The 21,985-nt window shown below is 71.7% G+C and carries 22 protein-coding genes; 13 read left to right on the forward strand and 9 right to left on the reverse strand.

Annotated features, from left to right (window positions below):
• Positions 1-1,026 (forward strand): cadherin-like domain-containing protein (locus VNT59_RS14830; protein ID WP_325499388.1); only part of this gene is annotated, 1,026 nt, incomplete at its 5' end.
• Between the two features lie 51 nt (positions 1,027-1,077).
• Here VNT59_RS14830 and VNT59_RS14835 read toward each other — a convergent pair.
• Positions 1,078-2,196 (reverse strand): SGNH/GDSL hydrolase family protein, encoded by a 1,119-nt coding sequence (locus tag VNT59_RS14835; protein WP_325499390.1) that lies wholly within the window; start codon positions 2,194-2,196, stop codon positions 1,078-1,080.
• Between the two features lie 453 nt (positions 2,197-2,649).
• Complete coding sequence (locus VNT59_RS14840; protein ID WP_325499392.1) at positions 2,650-4,995, reverse strand: trypsin-like peptidase domain-containing protein; 2,346 nt, start codon at positions 4,993-4,995, stop codon at positions 2,650-2,652.
• Positions 4,996-5,254: 259 nt separating this feature from the next.
• On the opposite strand from VNT59_RS14840, the gene VNT59_RS14845 reads away from it, so the two are divergent.
• A complete protein-coding gene (locus VNT59_RS14845; protein ID WP_325499394.1) occupies positions 5,255-5,452 on the forward strand; it encodes a hypothetical protein in 198 nt (65 codons plus the stop codon).
• A 12-nt stretch (positions 5,453-5,464) separates the two neighbouring features.
• On the opposite strand, the gene hemG is transcribed toward VNT59_RS14845, so the two are convergent.
• Positions 5,465-5,992 (reverse strand): menaquinone-dependent protoporphyrinogen IX dehydrogenase, encoded by a 528-nt coding sequence (gene hemG / locus VNT59_RS14850; RefSeq protein ID WP_325499396.1) that lies wholly within the window; start codon positions 5,990-5,992, stop codon positions 5,465-5,467.
• Positions 5,993-6,483: 491 nt separating this feature from the next.
• Here hemG and VNT59_RS14855 point away from each other — a divergent pair, with 491 nt between their 5' ends.
• The 8 genes from VNT59_RS14855 (at position 6,484) to VNT59_RS14890 (ending at position 12,727) form a co-directional block, all read left to right on the forward strand.
• On the forward strand, positions 6,484-7,377 hold the full coding sequence (locus VNT59_RS14855; protein WP_325499398.1) for a LysR substrate-binding domain-containing protein: 894 nt from the start codon (positions 6,484-6,486) through the stop codon (positions 7,375-7,377).
• Positions 7,378-7,480: 103 nt separating this feature from the next.
• Positions 7,481-8,458, forward strand: a complete 978-nt coding sequence (locus VNT59_RS14860) for a tripartite tricarboxylate transporter substrate binding protein (protein WP_325499400.1) — start codon at positions 7,481-7,483, stop codon at positions 8,456-8,458.
• A gap of 6 nt (positions 8,459-8,464) precedes the next feature.
• Positions 8,465-9,010, forward strand: coding sequence for a ribonuclease E activity regulator RraA (rraA, locus tag VNT59_RS14865; protein WP_325499402.1), 546 nt, complete (start codon positions 8,465-8,467; stop codon positions 9,008-9,010).
• Positions 9,007-10,431, forward strand: coding sequence for a 3-isopropylmalate dehydratase large subunit (gene leuC, locus VNT59_RS14870; RefSeq protein WP_325499404.1), 1,425 nt, complete (start codon positions 9,007-9,009; stop codon positions 10,429-10,431). Before rraA ends, leuC begins: the two co-directional genes overlap by 4 nt.
• Positions 10,432-10,440: 9 nt before the next feature.
• A complete protein-coding gene (gene leuD / locus VNT59_RS14875) occupies positions 10,441-11,061 on the forward strand; it encodes a 3-isopropylmalate dehydratase small subunit (RefSeq protein ID WP_325499406.1) in 621 nt (206 codons plus the stop codon).
• A 308-nt stretch (positions 11,062-11,369) separates the two neighbouring features.
• Positions 11,370-11,735, forward strand: coding sequence for a response regulator transcription factor (locus tag VNT59_RS14880; protein WP_325499408.1), 366 nt, complete (start codon positions 11,370-11,372; stop codon positions 11,733-11,735).
• 23 nt (positions 11,736-11,758) lie between these two features.
• The gene (gene fnr / locus VNT59_RS14885) at positions 11,759-12,544 is read left to right on the forward strand and encodes a fumarate/nitrate reduction transcriptional regulator Fnr (protein WP_325499410.1); all 786 of its coding nucleotides are present in this window, start codon (positions 11,759-11,761) and stop codon (positions 12,542-12,544) included.
• Positions 12,545-12,556: 12 nt separating this feature from the next.
• Positions 12,557-12,727 carry a hypothetical protein gene (locus VNT59_RS14890; protein WP_325499412.1) on the forward strand — a complete coding sequence of 57 codons (171 nt, stop codon included), beginning with the start codon at positions 12,557-12,559 and terminating at the stop codon, positions 12,725-12,727.
• A gap of 73 nt (positions 12,728-12,800) precedes the next feature.
• On the opposite strand, the gene VNT59_RS14895 is transcribed toward VNT59_RS14890, so the two are convergent.
• The 4 genes from VNT59_RS14895 to VNT59_RS14910 are packed head-to-tail and all read right to left on the reverse strand — an operon-like array spanning position 12,801 to position 17,288.
• A complete protein-coding gene (locus VNT59_RS14895) occupies positions 12,801-14,375 on the reverse strand; it encodes a gamma-glutamyltransferase (protein WP_325499414.1) in 1,575 nt (524 codons plus the stop codon).
• Positions 14,372-15,265 carry a polysaccharide deacetylase gene (locus VNT59_RS14900; protein WP_325499416.1) on the reverse strand — a complete coding sequence of 298 codons (894 nt, stop codon included), beginning with the start codon at positions 15,263-15,265 and terminating at the stop codon, positions 14,372-14,374. The genes VNT59_RS14895 and VNT59_RS14900 overlap by 4 nt, the downstream gene beginning before the upstream one ends.
• Positions 15,262-16,251 carry a Bug family tripartite tricarboxylate transporter substrate binding protein gene (locus VNT59_RS14905; protein WP_325499418.1) on the reverse strand — a complete coding sequence of 330 codons (990 nt, stop codon included), beginning with the start codon at positions 16,249-16,251 and terminating at the stop codon, positions 15,262-15,264. The genes VNT59_RS14900 and VNT59_RS14905 overlap by 4 nt, the downstream gene beginning before the upstream one ends.
• A 26-nt stretch (positions 16,252-16,277) precedes the next feature.
• On the reverse strand, positions 16,278-17,288 hold the full coding sequence (locus VNT59_RS14910) for a Gfo/Idh/MocA family oxidoreductase (protein WP_325499420.1): 1,011 nt from the start codon (positions 17,286-17,288) through the stop codon (positions 16,278-16,280).
• Between the two features lie 193 nt (positions 17,289-17,481).
• Here VNT59_RS14910 and VNT59_RS14915 point away from each other — a divergent pair, with 193 nt between their 5' ends.
• Complete coding sequence (locus tag VNT59_RS14915; RefSeq protein WP_325499422.1) at positions 17,482-18,555, forward strand: Ldh family oxidoreductase; 1,074 nt, start codon at positions 17,482-17,484, stop codon at positions 18,553-18,555.
• Between the two features lie 28 nt (positions 18,556-18,583).
• Here the strand turns inward: VNT59_RS14915 and VNT59_RS14920 are convergent, their stop codons facing one another.
• Together VNT59_RS14920 and VNT59_RS14925 are read right to left on the reverse strand one after the other, a co-directional pair.
• The gene (locus VNT59_RS14920; protein WP_325499424.1) at positions 18,584-19,138 is read right to left on the reverse strand and encodes a hypothetical protein; all 555 of its coding nucleotides are present in this window, start codon (positions 19,136-19,138) and stop codon (positions 18,584-18,586) included.
• Positions 19,139-19,273: 135 nt separating this feature from the next.
• Positions 19,274-20,203 (reverse strand): dihydrodipicolinate synthase family protein, encoded by a 930-nt coding sequence (locus VNT59_RS14925; RefSeq protein WP_325499426.1) that lies wholly within the window; start codon positions 20,201-20,203, stop codon positions 19,274-19,276.
• A 208-nt stretch (positions 20,204-20,411) separates the two neighbouring features.
• Here VNT59_RS14925 and VNT59_RS14930 point away from each other — a divergent pair, with 208 nt between their 5' ends.
• Both VNT59_RS14930 and VNT59_RS14935 read left to right on the forward strand, forming a co-directional pair.
• On the forward strand, positions 20,412-21,404 hold the full coding sequence (locus tag VNT59_RS14930) for a tripartite tricarboxylate transporter substrate binding protein (protein ID WP_325499428.1): 993 nt from the start codon (positions 20,412-20,414) through the stop codon (positions 21,402-21,404).
• A gap of 22 nt (positions 21,405-21,426) precedes the next feature.
• Positions 21,427-21,985, forward strand: a 559-nt coding sequence (locus tag VNT59_RS14935) for a dihydroxy-acid dehydratase (protein ID WP_325499430.1), incomplete at its 3' end; no start/stop codon positions are given.

A 21,985-nucleotide genomic window follows, 5' to 3' on the forward strand; every position in this document is an offset into this window, starting at 1 on the left:
GATGTGGAAAGCGACGCCCTGGTGGCCAGCGCCCTGGCGATCGCCTCCGGCAGCGGCACCCTGGTGAACAACGGCGACGGCAGCTGGAGCTACACGCCGGCGCTCAACGACGACAGCGCGGTGAGCTTCAGCTACACCATCGCCGACAACGGCACCAGCAACGGCGTGGCCGACCCCAGGAGCGTGGCCGGCACGGCCAGCCTGGACATCACGCCGGTCAACGATGCGCCGACCGACCTGATCCTGAACATCACTGTGGCACCCAGCGGCAACTCGCTGCCGTCGGGCGCCTTCGGCCAGATGTCGGTGGTGGATCCGGATGGCGGCGCCGCGCCCTATGTGTATTCGCTGTTGTCGCTGACGGCCACGACCCTGGCCGGCGCCGCCGCCGCCAATTTCGCCGGTGATCTCACGGTGGGCTCGACGGGCGCCGTGAGCGCCAGCAACATGGATGCGGACCGGGTGTACGAGATGACGGTACAGGTTCAGCAGGGCACTGGCAGCTACAGCGAGGCCTTCAGCCTGATCACCGGCACCAACGCGGGGAACACGGTGGCCGGCACTGTCGCCACCGGGGACGACGTGATCTACGGGCAAGGCGGCGGCGACCTCGTCTTCGCCGGCTCGGGCGACGACACGGTCTTCGGGCAGAACGGCGACGACGAGATCCACGGTGGCGCCGGCAACGACGTGCTCGCCGGCGGCGGCAACAACGACAGCTTCCAGTTCGACACGGCGCTCGATGCGCTGACCAACGTCGACACCATCACCGACTTCGTGTCGGGCGCTGACAGCATCGTGCTGGAGAACACCGGCGCCGGGCTCTTCAACGCCCTGGCGGCCGGCGCCCTGGCGCCGGCCGCTTTCACCAGCGGCGCGGTGACGGCCAGCACCCGCATCATCTACGACACTGCCACCGGGTGGCTGTCCTACGACGCCGACGGCAGCGGCGCTGGCGCCGCCGTGCATTTCGCGACGCTCGTCGGCGCGCCGGCGCTCGCGGCCGCGAGCTTCACCGTGATCTGACGGCGGGCGGCGCGCAAGCCCCGGTGCCGAGCGGCGCCGTCGCCTGGGTCGCTATTGCAGCGTCGCGAGGTCGACGGCCGCGGCCATGGCCGCGTAGCCGGCGTCGTTGGGGTGCAGGTGGTCGCCGCTGTCGTACGCCGGATTCAGCACCGCCGGATCGGCGCTGCTGCGCATCACGGCGTCGAAGTCGATGACCGCGTCGGCGCCGCTGCTGGCGCGAATCCAGGCGTTGACCGCCTGCCGCTTGGTTTCGCCGGCGGCGGAGAAGTAGTCCGCGCCCTTGTACGGCAGCAGCGTGCCCAGCGCGACCTTGATCCCGCGGCCCTTCGCCCGCGTCACCGCGTTCGCGATCGCCCCGGTGATCTGCTCCGCCGTCACGTCCTGCGACGGCGCCGGGCTCACCGAGAAGCCGATGTCGTTGATCCCCATCAGGATGATCGCGTGGGTGGCGCCGGGCACGTTCAGCAGGTCCCGATCGAGCCGGCTGTTGCCGCTCGGACCCGCGAAATCGTTCAGCCAGCGGTTGCCGCCGATGCCCTCGTTCACGATGCCGGTGCGGCGCAGGCCGGCGGCCTTGAGGCGGTCGTCGAGCAGGTTCGGGAAGCGCTTGGCCGCGTCGGTCGTCGAGCCGACGCCGTCGGTGTGCGAATCGCCGAACGCGACGACCAGCCTGGTCGCCTCGGTGCTCGACGTCTCCACCGCGGCGAGCGCGTAGTACGGCGCCCACGGATCGACGCTGGCGGTGGCGAGCGTGCCGGTCGACAACTGGTTGCCCGGAATCGAATACGCCGTCTGCCGCGCCACCGGATGGATGGTGCCGATGGTGACCGCCCCCGCGAAGTACATGCTGACCGCGAGGTTGGCGAGCGGCGCCGTCGCCAGCGGCACGATGTCGCTGTACACCTCGCCGCCGACCGGCACCGTCACCGCCGTCTGCCCGTTGAAGGTGACGGCGAAGTCGCTGCTGACGTCGATCGACGAGCCGCCCGTGCTCCTGGCCACGCGCACGCCCGAGAACGTGAGCGGCGCCTTGCCGAACAGATTGCTGAGCTTGATGCGCAGCGTGTCGCCGCCCAGCGAGAGCCGCAGCACCTGGCGCACAGTCTGGTTGTTGAACGTCGGCGCCACCTGCGGCGCCGCGCCCGGCACGTTCGCGGTGGCGTCGACCACCGCGGCTGTCCAGGCCGGGTAGAAGCGGTTCTGGGCCGGCGCCGGCGTCGGCGCCGGGGTCGGCGCGGGAGTGGGCGCCGGGGTCGGCGCCGGTGTGGGTGCAGGCGTCGGCGCCGGGGTCGGCGCGGGTGTGGGCGCCGGGCTTGGCGTGGGCGCCGGTCCGGGGACCGGTACCGGGTCGCCGCCACCGCCGCCACAGGCGGTGAGGCCCGAGGCCACCGCGGCGGCCCCCATGAGTGATTTCAAAACTGCTCGACGTCGGTCGGAATGGCGCACCGTCTTCCCTTGTGGCGTGAATGATCGGGAAAAGTCTAAGGCTCGACAGGGGTGAACTGAGCCGCTGGCGCCGGCGCTGACGGCGGGACGCTCCCTTGTCCGACAAGCGCTCGAGTTGCGGTGTTGGGTCCGCGCCATGGCGGCGGCGCTGCCGCCTGCGCGCCGGGGCCGGACCGTTCAGAAGCCGGCCGTGCTGGCCGTGGTCAGGTAGTCGCCGAAAGCGCCGACATCCAGGAAGTTCCAGCTCGCGCCGTTGTGCACGTACACGCGGCCGTCGCGCACGCCGAGGTAGTTGCCGCTCCCCGGGTAATAGCGGTAGGTGTAGTCCTGGTAGGTGCCGCTCGCCGGCGGACCCTTGAAGAGGCCGGGGTAGGCGAACTCGGCCCAGGTGAACACGCGGTTGACGTCGCGCGCCGTGGCGTCGGCGACGAACACCACGTGGTCGACCCAGCCGGCGTCGCGCCCCGAACTGAGCAGCGCATCCTTCGTGTACTGCCACCGTACCGTGTGCACCCCCGCCGGGATGCTCACCGAGCTGGTGTACCAGTCGGTCTCGCCGCTCCAGGCGAGCTGCTTCACGCCGTCCAGCGACACCGTGAGAAAGTCGTAGTTGGCCTCCGACGACACCTTCCAGTCGAACGTCAGCATCCCCGGGCCGGTGACGGTGGTGGCCAGCCAGCTGCTCTGAGAACTGCCGATCGCGCCGCTTTGCGCCGCCGCCGCGCCGTAGCTGACGATGCTGTTTTGTGCCGCGAACGGTGCGTTGCCGCCACTGGTCCAGGCGAGGCTGGTGTTGTCGAGCGCCGCGGCCAGCGCCACCGTGGCAACCGAGAAGGTGGCCACCACGCTCTGCGCGCCGGACATGGTCACGACGCAGGGGCCGGTGCCGCTGCAGGCGCCGCTCCAGCCGCCGAAGGTGGAGCCGGGCGCCGGTTGCGCGCTGAGCGTCACCGTCGCGCCGCGCGTGAATGGCGCCGCGCAGCTGCTGCCGCAGCTGATGCCGGCGGGCGCCGACGCGACGCTGCCCTGGCCGCTGCCGGCGCGCGATACGGCCAGCGTGACGCTGGCGCCGCCATCCAGCCACTGGTGCAGGGCGGCGTTGTACGCCACGTCGAAGCGGCCGTAGAAGTTGCTGCCGCCGCTGTTGGTGCAGCTCGCATTGCCGCCGTACAACTGGCCGACCACGTAGCGGGCGGCGCCGATCGTGCGGAACAGGGCGGAGCCGCTGCTGCCGCCTTCGGTGATGCCGCTGGTGTTGCGCACGTCGACGAAGGCGGCGCTGGACGGCGACGCCTGCGTGCACGAGAACGCGCCCGACGGGTCCGTCACGCGGCAGTCGCCGAACTCCGCGACGCTGCCGAAGCTGATCTTCTGGAGGTCGCCGCGCGGGTGGTGGATGCCGGCGACGGCGCTGCCCAGCGCCAGGGCATCGGGCGACCAGGCGGCGTACGTGACGCCGGCCGGCGGCGTGGCCGCGAGCCGCAGGAACGAGGTGTCGGTGGTCGAACTGGCGTACAGCAGCGTCGCGCCGCCGCGCAGCACCCGGTTGGCCGGATCGGTGACGCCGCTGTTGCACGACGCGGAACGCAGGAACCAATGGGTTTCCAGCGTCGACGCGACCGTCTGCCTGGAGACGCAGTGGTTGGCCGTCAGGAACCACGGCGTGCCGCTGGACACGCGATCGTTGAGCAGCGTGCCGCTGCACCAGTAGCTGCCGCCGTCGGTGCCGACGTAGGACATCCGCGCCACCGAGTTGCTCTCGGCGCCGTAGGGATGGCAGGTCACGTCGACTTCGCACGACGAGGACTGGCCCAGGGCCAGCGGGAGGTTCTCGCCGGCGCTGGGCGCGAGCGGGCTGGCGAACAGGTGGGACAGCCTCGGCACCGAGAGCGCCACCGCGTCCGCCCCGATGCCGGGCGGCAGTTCCACCTCCATCGTGATCCGGGCGCCTTCGACCTGCGGGCTCCAGTAGGTGCGGCCGGCGGCCGTCGTGTCGCCGGCTTCCTCGTTGCGCCTGATCAGCCCGAGGATGTCGCGCGCCGGCACCTCGAGGGTCGCGGCCGAGGCCGGCGCATAGAAGCGCAGCACCGCATCGGCCGGCAGCCGCTGCACCAGCACGCCCAGCCGCAAGCCCTGCGCCGGCTGCGATTCGAAGGCGATGGCGCCGACCATGCCGCCCGCGGGCGTCGGTCGCCAGGCGAGGTGCGCGTGGGTCTTGCCCGGGGTGTCGGTGGGCGCCACGTCGCGCCCGACCCCGATGCGGCGCCGGTCGTCCGGTTTGCCGCGCCGCCGGACCGCCTCGGCGGGGACCGCATCGAGCGTGACGCGGGCGCTGTCGGTGGCGGCGCGGCGGATTGCCGGCGCCGACTCGGCGCCGGGCGCCGCGCCCAGCGTCATGGGCTCGACCGCGCCCTGTCGCCCGGCGGCCGGCGCGGGGCCGTCCTGCCGGTCCTGGCCGCCGCCGCCGCATCCGGCGATCACGACGCACGCACACCACGCGGCTGCCGCCAGCAGCCTGTTCATCGACCGGTTCGCCATCGTTCGCCGGCCTTTCGCTCCGGCTGCCGCAAGCCAGCGCCCGCGTGCATCACCCAAAGCCGCCATTGTCCGGGTGCGGCCGCGCCGCGCGCGACGGAAATGGCGGGAACGCTACATGCAGACCACGGCGCCGGGAACAAATGCACGGTCGCGCGGCCGCCGGGCCGATGGACCATGCATCGCATGTGGACGCCGGCGCGGGACGCTCGCCCGCACGCGCGCGCCGTGCTAAGGTTCCGCTCCCATGCCCGATCGCATCTTCGAGGATCCCTCGCTTCCGCCGCCGGGCCGCCGCAGCGGCGCGGGCAGCGCCAGCATCCTCCCCTATCTGCTGCACAGCCTTGCCTCGCGGCCCAAGGTGCCCGCGGTCGCCGAGGGCGTCAAGCCGCAGCGCGAGCGCGGCACCCGTTCGCGCGCCGGCGGCGGCCCGCGCGACGCCTGAGCGCCGCGCCGGCTACATCGCGGCGACCAGCCGGCCGAAGGCCTCCACCTTGTTCCAGTCGGTGAACTCGACGTCGGTGTCCGGGGCGGTCGGGCCCTTGGTCAGCCACATGATGAAGCGGATCACCTGGCGATCCCAGAAGCGATACCGCTTGTAGTCGATGCGGCCGGCGAACACCGCCAGCGCCTTGGGCCGCCACGCGCTCCGGGCGAGGAACTGGCGCATGTACGGGTTGGTCTCGGGCGTGTTCTTCTCGGGCTTGCGCGCCACCACGTTCACGGTGAAGAAGGCGTTCGGCCTGGCGTCGAGCGCGGCCCGGTGCGCACGCGCGAACTCGAACACCTGCGGCGTGTGCTTGCCGTAGCGGATCCGGGCGCCCACCACCACCTTGTCGTAGGGGGCGAGGTCGATCTCCGGCTCCTCGTCGACGCAGCGCAGCGTGACCCGATGGGCCTGCGCCTCCAGCTGCTGCTGCAGATGGCGGCAGATCTTGAGCGTCTGGCCGTCGGTCGTCGAATACAGGATCAGGATATGCGCCATGGCGCCATTGTCGCCGCGGCCGGTCAGCGGCCGGAGATGACCGTCGAGGCGGGCCGAGCGGCGGGGGCGCCGCAGACGTCGTCGGGGTAGATGCCGTCGGGCGTGCAGCAACGGGCGGACGCATCGCCGTCGCCGCTTGCGCCGGCGCCATCATGCGCTGCAGCAAGGCGCCGAACTCGTCCTGGGTCGCGGCCGTCTTTTCGTGCGGGTGCGGGCCACTGTGGCACCGAACGGCTGGCTCGTCCAGCAGGCGGCGGCGCGTTTGTCAAGCCTCACCGCAGCCCATGCCGCCAGCGGGCCGCCGGCGCTGCCGCTTTTTTGTGCAGATTGTCCGAAGCGAGATTCCACGCGCCTTCTGCGGGGGTGGGGTGGCGCTTATCCACAGCATTTTCCACCAGAGTTGTGAGCATCGTCCTACGATCCGGATCGCGCCTTTCCTACGCCGGCGGCGGGGTGCCGGCGCGCCTGCTCATCCGCTCCATAATTTGCGCATGCGACTGGATCCGGTGTCCCTGCAGCTGTTCGTCGCCGTCGTGGAGCAGGGGTCGATCGCCGCCGCCGCCGAACGCGAACACATCGCCGCCGCGGCGATCAGCCGCCGCATCGCCGAACTGGAAAAGGCGCTGGGCAGCCCCTTGCTGCTGCGGCAGGCCCGCGGCGTCGAGCCGACGTCCGCCGGCGCCGCCCTCGTGACCCTGGCCCGGCGCGCGCTGGCCGTCCTCGACGAAGTGCCGCTGCAGCTGTGCGGCTTCGCCAGCGGGCTGCGCGGCCAGGTGCGCATGTTCGCCAACATCTCCGCCATCACCCAGTTTCTGCCGCAGGACCTCGCCAGCTTCGCGCTGACGCATCCCGGGGTGCGGATCCTGCTGGAGGAGAGCAACAGCACGGCGACGGTGCGCGCCGTGGCCGACAACGCGGCCGACGTGGGCATCTGCACCGCGTACGCGCATGGCGAGGCCGTGCTGTCGCTGCCCTATCGCAGCGATCGCCTGTGTGTCGTGCTGCCGCAGGCGCACCGCTTGGCCAGGCGCAAGTCGGTGGCGTTCGCGCACGTGGTGGACGAGGCGTTCGTGGGACTGCGCACCGGCAGCGCGATCAACCTGCGGCTGGCGGGCGAAGCCGCGCAGCTCGGGCGCTCGCTGCTGTTTCGCATCCAGGTCACCGGCTTCGACGCCGTGTGCCTGATGGTGGCCGGCGGCTTCGGCATCGGCGTCGTGCCCGAGGGCGCGGCACGCCTGTTCGCCACCAGCCTGCCGATCCGCGCCGTGCGGCTGACCGACGCATGGGCGCATCGCGAACTGTGCCTGGTGGTGCGCAGCCTCGATGCGTTGCCGTCGGCGGCGCGCCGGCTGGTGGAGCATCTGCAGGCGGCGGCAAGGGCCTGAGCGTTCCGCCCATCGCGAAACGTGATGGGTGCACCGCGAAACGTTGCTTCTCATCGGCGGTGCGGCTCGAAAAAATCGCCGCATCCCATTCGAAGGAGACTCCGTGCCATTCAGCCATTCCCGCCGCGCGGCCGTCGCGGCGCTGCTCTCGCTGGCCGTCGCCGGCCCGGCCGCCGCCCAGAACTGGCCCGAGCGCCCGATCCGCATCGTCGTCGGCTTCGCGCCCGGCGGCTTCACCGACGTCCTCGCGCGCCTGATCGGCCAGAAGCTGCAGGAGCGGCTGGGCCAGCCGGTCGTCGTCGACAACAAGCCGGGCGCCGCCGGCACGGTGGGCGCCGACATCGTCGCCAAGGCCAGGCCCGATGGCTACACCTTGCTGCTGGCCCACAGCAACTCGAACTCGGTGGCGCCGGCGCTGTATCCGAAGCTGCCGTACGACGTCGTGCGGGACTTCACGCCGATCATCCGCGTCGCCACCACGCCGCTGCTGCTGACCGTGAACCCGGACGTGCCGGCGAAGAACGTCAAGGACTTCGTGGCCCTGGCCAGGAGCAACCCCGGCGGGCTGCGCTTCGCGTCCTCCGGCGGCGGCAGCGCGCAGCACCTCGCGGCCGCGCGCTTCATGCTGGCCACCAGGACCGAGATGACCCACATCCCCTACAAGGGCAGCGGCCAGGCGATCGTCGACCTGCTGTCCGGCCAGGTGGAGCTGAACTTCGAGAGCCCGCCCAACGTGATGACGCACGCCCATGCCGGCAAGCTGCGCCTGCTGGCGATCACCAGCAACAAGCGTTCGCCGCTGCTGCCCGAGGTGCCGACGCTGGCCGAGGCCGGGGTGCCGAACGCCGAGATGCTGCAGTGGTTCGCCGTGATGGGCCCGGCGAAGCTGCCGCCCGAGATCACGAAGAAGCTCAACGCCGAGGTCGCGGCGATCCTGAAGCTGCCCGAGGTGGCGGAGAAGATCGCGTCGCAGGGCGGCGACATCGTGGCCGGGCCGACCGAGGAATTCGTGCGCTTCCTGGCCGCCGACAGCGCCAACTGGGCGCGCCTGGTGAAGGAAGCCAACATCCGCCTCGACTGAAAGCCCATGACGCCCAAGACTTCCGACCTGTGCGACGCGTGCGAAGGCGCGCTGGCCTGCGCCTTGCCGCTGCGCGGCTGGGGCCGGCGGCGCGCGTTCGCCGGCGCCATCCGCACCATCCGCTGCCACGAGGACATCGCGCTGATGCGCGACGTGGTCGGCCAGCCCGGGCGCGGCAACGTGCTGGTCATCGACGGCGGCGGCTCGCTGGCGCGGGCGCTGTTCGGTGACGTGATGGCGGGCCTGGCGGTGCGCAACGGCTGGGCCGGCCTGGTGATCAACGGCGCGATCCGCGACGGCGTCGAGATCGACGCGATGGACATCGGCGTGAAGGCGCTGGGCACCGTGCCGCGCCGCGGCGAGCGCACCGGCGCCGGCGCGGTGGACGTGCCGGTCAGCTTCGGCGGCATCACCTTCACGCCCGGCCAGCGGCTGGTCGCCGACGAGGACGGCGTGATCGTGCTGCCGGCGGGGCTGACCGAAAACGACATCCGTACCGACGAGGTGGTCGCGGCCACCGCCGCGTACGTGGCGGCGCCCGGGCCGCGATGAGCGCCCGCACGCTGTATCGGCGCATCGTCGATGCGCACGTGGTGCGTCCGCTCGGCGACGCGGGCCAGGTCCTGCTGTACGTGGACCGCCAGGTGCTCAACGAGTACACCAGTCCGCAGGCGTTCGCCGCCCTCGACGCCGCCGGCCGCAGCGTGTGGCGGCCGTCGACCTCGGTGGCGGTGGTCGACCACGTGACGCCGACCGCGCCGGAGCGCAGCGAACGCACGATGGTCGTGCCCGATCCGGCGCGGGCGCTGCAGGTGCGGCTGATGCACGCCAACGGCGAGCGCCACCGCATCGCCGTCTACGGCATGCTCGATCCGCGCCAGGGCATCGAGCACGTGGTCGCGAGCGAGCAGGCGCTGGTGCTGCCGGGCATGGTGATCGCCGCCGGCGACAGCCACACCACCACGCATGGCGCCATGGGGGCGCTCGGCTTCGGCATCGGCAGCAGCGAGATCGAGCACCTGCTGGCCACGCAGACGCTGGTCTACAACATCATGCGGACCATGCGCGTGGAGGTGAGCGGCCGGCTGCGCCCCGGCGTGGCCGCGAAGGACCTGGTGCTGGCGCTGATCCAGCGCATCGGCGCCGACGGCGCCACCGGCCATGTGATCGAGTACACCGGCGAGGCGGTCGCGGCACTCGGCGTCGAAGGGCGCCTGACCTTGTGCAACATGAGCGTGGAAGCCGCCGCCCGCGGCGCGATCGTCGCGCCCGACGACGTGCTGTTCGAGTACCTGCACGGCAAGCCGCGCGCGCCGCAGGGCCGGCTGTGGGACCAGGCGGTGGCCGCCTGGCGGCGCCTGCGCAGCGACGACGGCGCCGTGTTCGACGCCAACATCGCCATCGACGCCGGCGCCATCGCGCCGATGGTGACCTGGGGCACCAGCCCCGACCAGGGCGCCACCATCGATGCGGCCGTGCCCGATCCGGCGCACGAGCCCGACGCGACCCGCCGCCGCAGCATGGTCCGGGCGCTGGAATACATGGGGCTGCAGCCGGGCCAGCGGCTGGACGGCCTGCCGATCACGCACGCCTTCATCGGCTCGTGCACCAACAGCCGCATCGACGACCTGCGCGCGGCGGCGCGCGTGCTGCGCGGCCGGCGCGTGGCGCCGGGCGTGCGGGCGCTGGTGGTGCCGGGATCGACCCAGGTGCGGGCGCAGGCGCAGGCCGAAGGCATCGCGCAGGTGTTCGCCGAGGCCGGCTTCGAATGGCGCCAGTCGGGCTGCTCGATGTGCGTGGCCATGAACGACGATCACCTGGTGGCGGGCGACCGCTGCGCCTCCAGCACCAACCGCAACTTCGAAGGGCGGCAGGGCCCGGGCGCGCGCACCCACCTGATGAGTCCGGCGATGGTCGCCGCGGCCGCGGTGCGCGGCGCGATCACCGACGTGCGGCCGCTGCTTTCCCACTGAGGACCGCCCATGCAAGCCTTCACCCGGGTGAGCGGCGTCGCGGCCGCGCTGCCGCACGCCAACCTCGACACCGACCAGCTGATGCCCAAGCAGTTCCTGCGCGGGATCGACCGCCGCACCGGCCTGGCCGAGGGTTTTCTGTTCGATATGCGGTTCGAGGCGCCGGGCCGCAAGCGGCGGGACTTCGTCCTGAACCGCGCGCCCTGGGATCGCGCGGTGGTGCTGATCACGGGCCCCAACTTCGGCTGCGGCTCCAGCCGCGAGCACGCCGTGTGGGGCCTGCGCGAGCTGGGATTGCGCTGCGTGATCGGGCCCAGCTTCGGCGGCATCTTCGCCGACAACTGCACCCGCAACGGCGTGCCGGCGCTGACGGTGCCGATGGCCGAAACCGAGCGCCTGCTGGCGCTCGCCGCCGACGCCGCGCGCTGCGAGATCAGCGTCGACCTGGAGCGCCAGACCATCGCCACGCCGGCCGACGGGCGCGAGCTGCGCTTCGAGATCGATCCGCTGCGCCGCGACATGCTGCTGCGGGGCCTGGACGCGGTGGGGCTGACGCTGCAGTACGCCGACGACATCCGCCGCTTCGAACGCGACCATCTGGCCGCGCAGCCGTGGCTGGCCGGCGGCTGAGCGGCTGAGCCATCGCCTTGCGCCGCGACCGCCGGCGCCACCACGCTTCGCGCCGCGACCGCCGCGACCGCCGCGACCGCCCGCGCCGGCGGCGCCACCGCGCCCGCGGGCCGCGCCGGGCGCGCAACCCCGAAAGGGGCTTGCCGGATGCCTCTTTCCGGGATCGGCATCGGAATATTCCTAGTCCCTCCCGGCAGGCAGGAGGGGCCACGTTCAGGCCGACTCCGAGGGCCAGATTCAGTCGCGGCCGATGTCCGCGAGCGCCCCCGCCTGCGACAGTAACGGTCATGACAGAGAGGAATGCGCCCGTGAAAGTGTTTCTTGCCGACGACTCCGCGATGATCCGCGACCGCGTCGCCGCCATGCTGGCAACGCGCGCGATGGACGTGGTCGGCGAGGCCGAGACGCCGCAGGCGTCGATCGAGGGCATCCTGGCCGCCCAACCCGACGTGGTGGTGCTGGACGTGCAGCTGGAAGGCGGCACCGGCCTGCAGGTGCTGCGCGCCGTGCGCGAGCAGGAGCCCGGCATCGCGTTCGTCGTGTTCAGCAACAACGCCGGCCCGGCCTACCGCAAGCGCTATCTCGGCGAGGGTGCCGAGCGCTTTCTCGACAAGACCACCGAATTCGACCAGCTGGTCACGGCCGTCGAGCTTGCATCCCATCACACCCACTAAGACCGACTTCCCAGGAGACGACCATGACCGCTGCCACCGAAACCACCGTCAAGACCGTCCGCTTCCTGCCGCCGGGCGCCGTCGCCCTGCGCGCGCCGGCCGCGCCGGTGAAGACCCAGTGCTCCACCTGCCATCTGCGCGAGCTGTGCCTGCCGGCCGGCATGAGCGAGGTCGACCTCACCCGCCTGGACCAGCTGAGCTTCACGCGCCGCAAGATCAAGGCCGGCGAGACCCTCTACCGCGAAGGCGACAAGTTCACCTACATCTACGCCGTCCGCTCGGGCACGCTCAAGTCGAGCCTGATGCTGTCGGACGGCCGCGAGCAGGTGAGCGGCTTTCACATCGCCGGCGAGCTGGTCGGCCTGGACGGCGTGGCCCAGGGCCGGCACGCCAGCGCCGCGATGGCGCTGGAGGACAGCGAAGTGTGCGCGATCTCGTACGCGGCGCTCACCGAGCTGGCGGTCAGCACCAGCGGCATGCAGCACATCGTCAGCCGGATGATGAGCCGGGAAATCCTGCGCGAGCACAGCCTGATGATGCTGCTGGGCAGCATGCACGCGGAAGAGCGGCTGGCCGCCTTCCTGCTGAACCTGTCGCAGCGCTACGCGGCCCGCGGCTACTCCGACCGCGAGTTTCACCTGCGCATGAGCCGGGCCGAGATCGGCAGCTACCTGGGCATGAAGCTGGAGACGGTGAGCCGCGCGTTCTCGGCGTTCCAGCAGCAAGGCATGCTCGAGGTGGACAAGCGCCACATTCGCATCACGGACCTGGAAGAGCTCAAGCGCCGTTTCGACGTGCGCGTGCACTGAAGGCGCACCGCCATGGGCGCCGTGAAATTCGCGATCCCCGAGCGCGACCTGCAGGAGCTGCGGTTCGAGTTCGAGGACCAAGGCGCCGCCGGCGAGCGGCACTGGGGCGAAGGGGCGGGCAGCGCGCTGCAGCTGCTGCACCGCCAGCAGCAATGGCGCGAGCTGACGGCGCCCGCGGCCTGACGGACAAGGTGGGAGTTCGGGGGAAGGGAAGGGGCCATCCGGCCCCTCTTTTTTTGGCCGCGCGAGCTCGCGTTCAGCCGGCCACGGCATCGCCCCAGGGCGACATGATCTCGGTGCAGCCCATGTTGCGGCCGCCTTCGCGCAGCACGCCGGCGGGGCAGGCGAACGCATACGGGTAGACCGTGCGGCGGGTGGTCGCCGTCGGCATCTCGCGCCGCAGCGCCTCGATGATGTCCGGGGCGAGCGCCTGGTCGGCCACCACCTGGCCGCCGCCGCTCACGTCGATGCGCGGCTGGTGGAAGGCGTCTTCCAGGCTCATGCCGTGGTCCAGCAGGAACGAGCTCAGTTGCAGCACGGCCCCCAGGATCTTGCGCCCGCCCGAGGCGCCGATCGCGAACTGGCGCCCCTCGGCGCCGACCCCGACCACCGGGCAGTAGTTGGCCAGGCAGCGCTTGCCTGGCCCGAGCGAATTGGGCTTGCCCGGTTCGGGGTCGAACCACATGATCCCGTTGTTCAACAGCAGCCCGGTGGCGGGCGACACCACCCGCGAGCCGAAGATCGACAGCAGCGTCTGGGTGACGGCGCACATGTTGCCGTGGCGGTCGACCACGCTGAAGTGCGTGGTGCAGCCCGGCGCCTTGGCCGATTCGTGGTCGCCCATGCCGGCCAGCCGGGCGCGGAACGCCTCGTCGAGCGAGCGTGCGACCGCGCGATACGCCGGCGCGTCGGGTCCGGCGCCCCCGGGCCGGAAGTTCGCCTCGAGCTGGCGCAGCGCCTGCGCGAAGGTCGGCCCGCCGGTCAGCCCGGGCGCGGCGTACACCTGGCCGCCGCGGTAGGGGATGGCCAGCGGCTCGACCCACTCGGCCTGGTAGCCGGCGAGGTCGGCCTCGCTCAGGCAGCCGCCCTTGGCGCGCACGTCGCGCACCAGGGCCCTGGCCAGCGCGCCTTCGTACAGCGCGCGCGGACCTTCCTGCGCGATCTGCCGCAGCGTGCCGGCCAGTGCCCGCTGGTCCAGGCGGCGCTCGGTGGCCGCGGTCCACGCGCCGAGGATCGGCCACCGGCCGTCCTCCAGGAACATCGCCGCGGCGTCCGGGTCCAGCGAGAGCGCCCTGGCCGTGGCCGCACTCACGAGGCCGAAGTACCAGTCGACCAGCAGTCCTTCGTCGGCCAGCGCGACGGCCGGCGCCAGCAGTTCCTGCCAGCGCTTGCGGCCGTAGCGTTCATGGGCCAGGCCCATGCCGGCGACGACGCCGGGCACGGCCACGGCGGTGGCGCCCTGCACGTTGCGGTCGCCGACCACCGATTCCCAGGGAAACAGGTCCGAGCTGCGTCCGGTGCCGCTGAGCGGGTAGTCCCGGGGATCGAGCTCGCGCGGCGAGCGCATGCCGTAGTTGACGACGTGGGCGCGGCGCTCGTCGGCCCGCCACAGCACCATGCACCCGCCCGCCGCGGCACCGCTCATCCAGGGTTCCACCACGCCGAGCGCGAACGAAGTGGCGACGGCGGCATCGACCGCGTCGCCGCCGGCGGCGAGCACGGCAGCGCCGACCTGCGCCGCGCGCTTGTGCTGCGAGGCGACCACGCCCGCTTCGGTGGCGATCACCGTTTTGCGCACGACCTGCGCGTCCGAGAAGTTGTCGCCGGTCATGGCGCGTCGGCCTTCACGTGCCGGACGATGTCGGCGTGGGTGGCGAACCAGACCGGCCCCAGGCCGCGCGCGTGCTTGATCAGTTCGTCCAGGATCCAGATGCGCGAGCGGTAGCCGCTGATGTGCGGGTGCATCGTGAGCTGGAAGATGCCGCCTTCGGCGAACGCCGCCTCGAGCTCGCGGCGGAAGATGTCGAACACGTCGGCCGGCGGCGTGTACGGCCGCAGCCCGGCGAAGCGGTTCATGTTGAAGTAGACCGCATCGTCGCGGATCCATTCGACCGGCAGCTCCACCACGCCGGTAGGCTCGCCTTCCAGCAGCAGCTCGTAGCAGTCGACGTCCGCCATCAGCGAGGAGTCGTAGATCAGCCCCATGTCGCGCGCGATGGCGAGCGTTGCCGGGCTGAAGTCCCACGACGGCGTGCGGATGCCCACAGGGCGCAGGCCCGCCGTCTGCTCGAGCGCGTCGGCGCTGCGCCGCATCAGGTCGCGCTCGGCCGCCTCCGGCAGCACCGAGTTGCGCTCGTGGATCCAGCCGTGCAGCGCCACCTCGTGGCCTTCGGCGACGACCCGGCGCTGCTCGGCGGGATAGAGCAGGGCGGTGACGGCCGGCACGAAGAAGCTGGCCTGCACGTCGTGCCTGGCCAGCAGGTCGAGGATCCGCGGCACGCCCTGGCGATTGCCGTATTGGCCCTGCGACAGCTTGCCGATCGATTCGCCGCCTTCGCGCAGCTCGTTGGTCTCGTGATCCGAGTCGAACGAAAGGGCGACCGCGCAGCGCGCGCCGCCGGGCCAGGTGCGCGGCTTGAGCGGACGGCCGGCGCGAACGTGCCCGACGATGCCGCGCCAGCGCTCCTCGGGCCATTGCCAGGGTTGCGGCTCGGCGCTCATTTCTTCGCTCCGGCCTGCACGCGGCGGGCGATCTCCTGCGCCGAGCGGTATTCGTCGGCGACGAACCGGGCGAACTCGTCCGGCTTCATGGCGACGCCTTCCAGGCCCAGCGTGTCGAACTGCTGCCGCACGTCGGGCTCGCTCACCGCCCTGGCGACAGCCGCCTGGATCCTGTTGACGATCTCCGGCGGCGCGCCGGCCGGCAGCCACAGCCCGAACCAGTTCACCTTGGAGAAGCCCTTGAGGCCCTGCTCGTCCATCGTCGGCACGTCGGGCATGCCTTTCCAGCGCTTCGCGCCGGTCAGGGCCAGCGCCCGCAGCTTGCCGCTCTGCACGTGCTGCAGGGCGATGTTGGTGCCGACGAAGAACATGTCCACGCGGCCGGCGATCAGGTCGGTGGTGCCTTCGGCCACGCCGCGGTACGGCACCGAGAGGATGTCGGTTGCGGTCATGGTCTTCATCACCTCGGCCGGGATGTGGCTGGCCGTGCCGTTGCCGGCGTTGACGTAGGTGAGCTTGCCCGGATGCGCCCTGGCGTACGCGATCAGCTCCGGCACGTTCTTCGCCGGAACGTCGGGGTGGACCACCAGCGCCTGGCCGAAGTTCTGCGCCGCCAGCGTGACGTGGGTGAAGTCCTTCACCGGGTCGTAGGTGGCGTTCTCGTTGAACGGCGGGATGTTGACGTGCGACGCGGTGGTGAACAGCCAGGTGGCACCGTCGGCCGGCAGCTTGGCGACGTACGCCGTGCCGACCATGCCGCCGGCGCCGGCGCGGTTCTCGACGATGATCGGCTGGCCCAGCGTCGCCGACATCTTCGGCAGGATGGCGCGCAGGATCAGGTCCGGCGGCCCGCCGGGCGGCGAGGGCACGACCACCTTGATCGGCTTGGTGGGCCAGCCGGACGCCGAGGGCGTTTGCGCATGGCCTGCGCCCCATGCCAGGGCGCAGGCCGCGATCGTGAACACGCGGCGGCTCGTTCGGTGCATCGTCCGGTCTCCTCGTTGGGTGATTCTCAGCCGACCCGCGCCGGCAGCTGGCTGCGGATCGAGCGCATGATCGCTTCCAGCAGCGCCACGTTGTGCACGGCGTCGCCGCCGGGCTCCACGATCGGCTGGCGCTTGACGGCATGCTGGGCGAAATGCTCCAGCTCGGCGCGTTCGGTGCTGGTTTTCTCGAAAGTGTGGACCACCGGCTGCTGCTTGACTCCGAGGCGCTCGGGGTCGAGGGTGCAGACCTTGAGGTCCCAGGTGTGCAGGTGCTCGACGTCGCCCACTTCGGCCCAGGCCTTGCTGCCGAACACCTGCAGGCGCCAGGTCTCGGGCGTGGCGATCACGGTGCCGAGGTAGCCGGTGGCGCCGCTGGCAAAGCGCAGCAGCATCGAGGTGGTGTCGTCCATGCCGAAGTCCTGCGCCAGCCGCAAGCTCTGCGCCGTCACCTGCTCGATCGGGCCGGCCAGGTACAGCATGGCGTCGATCACGTGCACGCCGCGGCCGGTCATGCCGCCGGCCGGCCCTTCGCCCGGCTCGTGGCGCCAGTGGCCCCTGGGAAACCGGTACGCGCTGGGACCGCAGAAGTTGCCTTCCAGATGCAGCACCCGCCCCAGCGAGCCGTTCTCGATCAGGCGGCGGATCGCCTGCAGCGCCGGTTGAAAGCGCCAGTTGTAGCCGACGCCCAGCGTCACGCCGTGGTCGGCGCAGGCCTGCGCCGCGCGCTGCGCGTCGGCGGCGTCCAGCCCCAGCGGCTTCTCGCTGAACACGTGCTTGCCGGCGCGCGCGGCCGCGACGATCTGGTCGGTGTGCATCGAGTGCGGGGTGGCCAGCACGACGGCGTCGATGCTGGCGTCCCGCAGCACCGATTCGAAGTCGGGGAACATGCGCAGCCCGTGCAGCTGCGCGAACTCGCGCGACTTGTCCGGAGAGCGCGTGGCGGCGGCGACGAACTGGATGGCGGGACTGCGGCCCTGCACGCTGCGGACGAGGTTCTGTCCCCAGGTGCCGAGGCCGACGATGGCGGCACGGATCATTGGTGTGTACTGCGTTCGGAAGCAACCAACGTCATGCGGGCCTCGGAACCGCTCGCAAGGGCGCACACCCCGGGGGACAGGCACGACACTCGACGGGCAATATACCTGATCGCCCCGGGCGCTCCGCGCATACCCGCTGGAGCGCCGCACCGAACGCGGCTAGAGTCGCGCGACGTCCACGTACCGCTTGCCCATGAATTCATCCAACCCATCCGCGCCTGCCTACGATGCGGCGCTGCTGCTGCAATTCGCGCAGCAGCTCTTGCAGCGCGCCGGCATGCCCGCCGACCGGGCGCACGACGTTGCCGACATCCTTGTCGAAGGCGATCTGCTGGGGCACGACACCCACGGCCTGCAGCTGCTGCCGACCTACCTGGCCGAAATCGAGAGCGGCTCCCTCGCGGTGAACGGCGACCCGGAAGTGCTGTCGGACCTCGGCGCCGTGCTGGCCTGGGACGGCAAGCGCCTGCCGGGCCCCTGGCTCACCTTGCGGGCGATCGAGGAGGCGAGCCGCCGCGCGCGCCGGTTCGGCGCCGGCATCGTGAACATCCGGCGCAGCCATCACATCGCGGCGCTGGCGCCGTACGCGCGGCGCGTCGCGGAGGACGGCCTGGTGCTGCTGCTGATGACGTCGGCGCCGGCGGCCGGCACCGTGGCGCCGTTCGGCGGCACGCGCGGCGTGTTCTCGCCCAGCCCGATCGGCGTCGGCATTCCGACCGGCCAGGAGCCGATGCTGGTCGACGTTTCGACATCGATCACGACCAACGGCCTGACCGGCCGGCTGGCGCGCGAAGGCCGCAAGCTGCCGGCGCCCTGGCTGATCGACGAGCGCGGCGTCCCCACCGACGATCCCGCTGTGCTGGTGCCGCCGCGCGCGGGCACCATCCTGCCGCTGGGCGGCGTCGACGCCGGCCACAAGGGCTATGGCCTGTCGCTGATGGTGGAAGCGCTGACGGCCGGCCTGGCCGGGCAGGGCCGCTCCGACCCGGGCCAGCGCTGGGGCGGCACGGTGTTCGTGCAGGTGATCGATCCGGCCGCGTTCAACGGGCTGCAACCGTTCCAGCAGCAGATGGACTGGATCGCCGGCGCCTGCCGCGCCAATCCGCCGGTGCAGGGCGGCGCCGGCGTGCGGTTGCCGGGCGAGCGCGGACTGGCGCTGCGCCGCCAGGGTCGGCAGCAAGGCGTGCCGCTGGCGCCCGGCATCGTCGATGCGGTTGCGGCGTGGGCCGGCAAGCTCGGCGTGCCGATGCCGGCGGCGCTGGCGTGACCCCCGGGAGCCGGCCGTCGCGCGCCGGTCAGCGCGAGCGGCTGATCCCCGGCCGGGGCGGCGCGGCGTCGAGCTCCATGCCGCCGAAGAAGATGCGCTTGCGCTCGACGGCGGCGTCCGAGGCGAAGCGGCCGTCGGGCGCGCCGCCGCCGGCCGCGTCCAGCGGACGCACCCACAGTTCGACGCTGTCCTGCCCGTACACGAGTTCGAGCACCGACTGCTCCATGCGCACGTTCTCGCGCCGGAACACCGTGTCGAGCGGGATCTGGTAGCGGCGCGGCTCGCCGCGCTGGTTCTTCAGGCTCACGGTCAGCAGGCCGGCCGGCAGCGGCTCCGGATACATCCGCACGGCCGTCGATCCGCACAGCGGCTGCGGCGGGTGCCCGCCCAGCGCGCCGGCGGCCTGGAATTGCAGCGACACCTCGCCCACGCAGCCGCGGCCGGCGGTCTCGACGATGCCCCAGGTGAGCGCCGACGGCGCCGCCGCGGCGCCGGTGCCCAGCAGCGCGCCGGCCAGCGCCAGCGCGGCGAGCCGGCCCGCGTACCGGAAGAGGGGGGAGTGGTGGTCGAGGTGCTGGGACATGGTGTCGGTTGCGGGGCCGTGGTGTCGCCCACCACTGTAGGCGCTCCGCCCACCCGAGGCAAACGGCACGGCCGGCCGGATGCGAAAAAGCCCCGGCGGGCGCGAGCTCGCCGGGGCTGGCGGCAGGCGGGGCGCTCAGGCCAGCTGGTCGGCCTTGGGCATCACGAAGCCGACCTGGTCGAGCGCGGCCCGCAGGGCCTGCTGCTGCTCGCCGTTGAGTTCCACCAGGGGCGGGCGCACGGTGGCCCACTCGCCGCGCCCGCTCTTCCAGGCGATCGCGGCCTTCATCGCCGGGATCATCGGGAACTTGGCGAACACCGCGCGGACGGCGTCGAGGTTCGCTTGCTGCTGGTCGGCATCCTGGTTCTTCCAGGTCTTGAACAGCTGCACGATCGCGCCCGGATTGACGTTGCCGGTGGCCGTGATGCAGCCGGCGCCGCCGCCGCGCAGGTTGCGCAGCAGGAAGTTCTCGCTGCCGGCGAACACGTCGAAGCCCTGCGGCTGGAATTCCTCCAGCATCGCCTTGGTGTTCTCCCAGTCGCCCGAGCTGTCCTTCATGCCGGCCACGATGCCGGGATACTTCTTCAGCAGGCGCTCGATCAGGCCGCGCGTGATCGGCACCTGCGAGACCGGCGGGATGTGGTACAGGTAGATGCGCAGGCGCTCGTCGGCGACGGCGTCGATCACGCTGGCGAACGAGCGGTACAGGCCCTCGTCGCTCACGCCCTTGTAGTAGAAGGGCGGCAGCATCAGCACGCCGCCGCAACCGGCCTGCACGGCGCGCTTGGTCAGCTCGATGGTTTCGGGCAGCGCGCAGCAACCGGTGCCGGGCATCATCCGCGCGGCGGGCAGGCCGGCTTCCAGCAGCGAGTCCAGCAGCCGGCGCTTCTCGGCCAGCCCCAGCGAGTTGGCTTCGGAGTTGGTGCCGAAGATCGCCAGGCCGACGTCCTGATCGAGCAGCCAGCGGCAATGGCGCTGGAAGCGCACCGGGTCCGGCGTGTAGTCGGCGTTGAAGGGCGTGAGGACGGGCGAGAAGATGCCTTGGAGGCGGGCAGCGGTGCTCATGACGAGGGTTCCTTGAAACGCTGGGAACTGGAAGACGCGGCTGGCGCTTGCAGCGCGTGCGGCCAGGCCGGCAAGCATAACGCCGGCGGCGGCGACGTCATTGTGGCAGGCGGGTTCGCAAGATATTTTTTGTTGTGAAGATAGCGCCAAGGGCTTGGTGCCAGACCCGGCGCCGGCCCACACTGGCGCCCTTTCAACTGGAGACCACATGAGCGCCCATCGTTTCCTGCGCCGCGGCCTGTGCGCCGCGCTGGCCGCCGCCGCATTGCTGCCGGCGCTGGCCCTGGCCGCCTACCCCGACAAGCCGATCCGCCTGGTCGTGCCGTACCCGCCCGGCGGCGCCACCGACGTCATCGGCAGGATCGTGGCGCAACGGCTGGGCACCGCGCTCGGCCAGCAGGTGCTGGTCGACAACCGGGGCGGCGCCGGCGGCAACATCGGCGCCGATGCGGTCGCCAAGGCCAAGCCGGACGGCTACACGCTGCTGATGGGCGCCATCACCTCGCACTCCACCATGGCCAAGCTGGAGAAGGGCCGCCTCGCCTACGACCTGCAGAAGGACCTCACGGCGGTGCAGGTGGTCGGCTACGTGCCGCTGGTGTTCGTGGTGCATCCCTCGGTGCCGGCGACGAGCTTCCAGCAGCTGGTGTCGTACGCCAAGGCCAATCCCGGCAAGCTGACCTACGCCTCGTCCGGCGCGGGCGCGCCCCAGCGCATGGCCGCCGAGATCTTCCGCATCAACGCGGCCGCCGAGATGATCCACGTCCCGTACAAGGGCAGCGGCCCGGCCATGACCGATCTGGTCGGCGGCCAGGTGCTGATGACCGCCGAGACGGTGCCGGCGGCGCTGCAGCAGATCAAGGCCGGCAAGCTGCGCGCGCTGGCGGTGACCACGCAGCAGCGCATCTCGATGCTTCCGGAGGTGCCGACCGTCGCCGAGTCCTCGCCCTGGAAGGATTACGAGGTCACCTCCACCTTCGGCGTGCTGGCCCCGGCGGGAACGCCGGCCGAGGTCGTCGCCCGCCTCAACGCCGAGATCGGGAAGATCATGCAGGACCCGGCAGCGAAGGAGCAGTTCCTGCAGCAGGGCGTGTACGTGCTGGCGCCGCAGACGCCGCCGCAGGCGGCCGACCGCCTCAAGGCCGAGATTGCAAAATGGGCCCGGGTCATCGACCAGACCGGCGTCAAGGCCGACGAGTGATTCCGACACAGAAGTGAGCGCCATGTCTTCCTCTCCATCCGATCCCAAGCAGCCCCCCGGCGGCCCCGAAGGCATGCGCAAGGGCCTGGTGAACTACGGCGACGCCGGGTTCTCCCTGTTCCTGCGCAAGGCCTTCATCAAGGGCGCCGGCTACACCGACTCGGCGCTGGACCGTCCGGTGATCGGCATCGCCGACACCGGCAGCGGCTACAACCCCTGCCACGGCAACATGCCGCAGCTGGTGGAGGCGGTGCAGCGCGGCGTGATGCTCGCCGGCGGCCTGCCGGTGAAGTTCCCGACGATCTCGATCGGCGAGAGCTTCGCGCAGCCGACCAGCATGTACCTGCGCAACCTGATGTCGATGGACACCGAGGAGATGCTGCGGGCCCAGCCGATGGACGCCGTCGTGCTGATCGGCGGCTGCGACAAGACCGTGCCGGCGCAGCTGATGGGCGCCGCCTCCGCCGGCCTGCCCGCGATCCAGCTCATCACCGGCTCGATGCTGACCGGCTCGCACCGCGCGCAGCGCGTCGGCGCCTGCACCGACTGCCGACGCTACTGGGCCCGCTTCCGGGCCGAGG

Source organism: Ramlibacter sp. (assembly GCF_035554825.1).
GTDB lineage: Bacteria > Pseudomonadota > Gammaproteobacteria > Burkholderiales > Burkholderiaceae_C > Ramlibacter.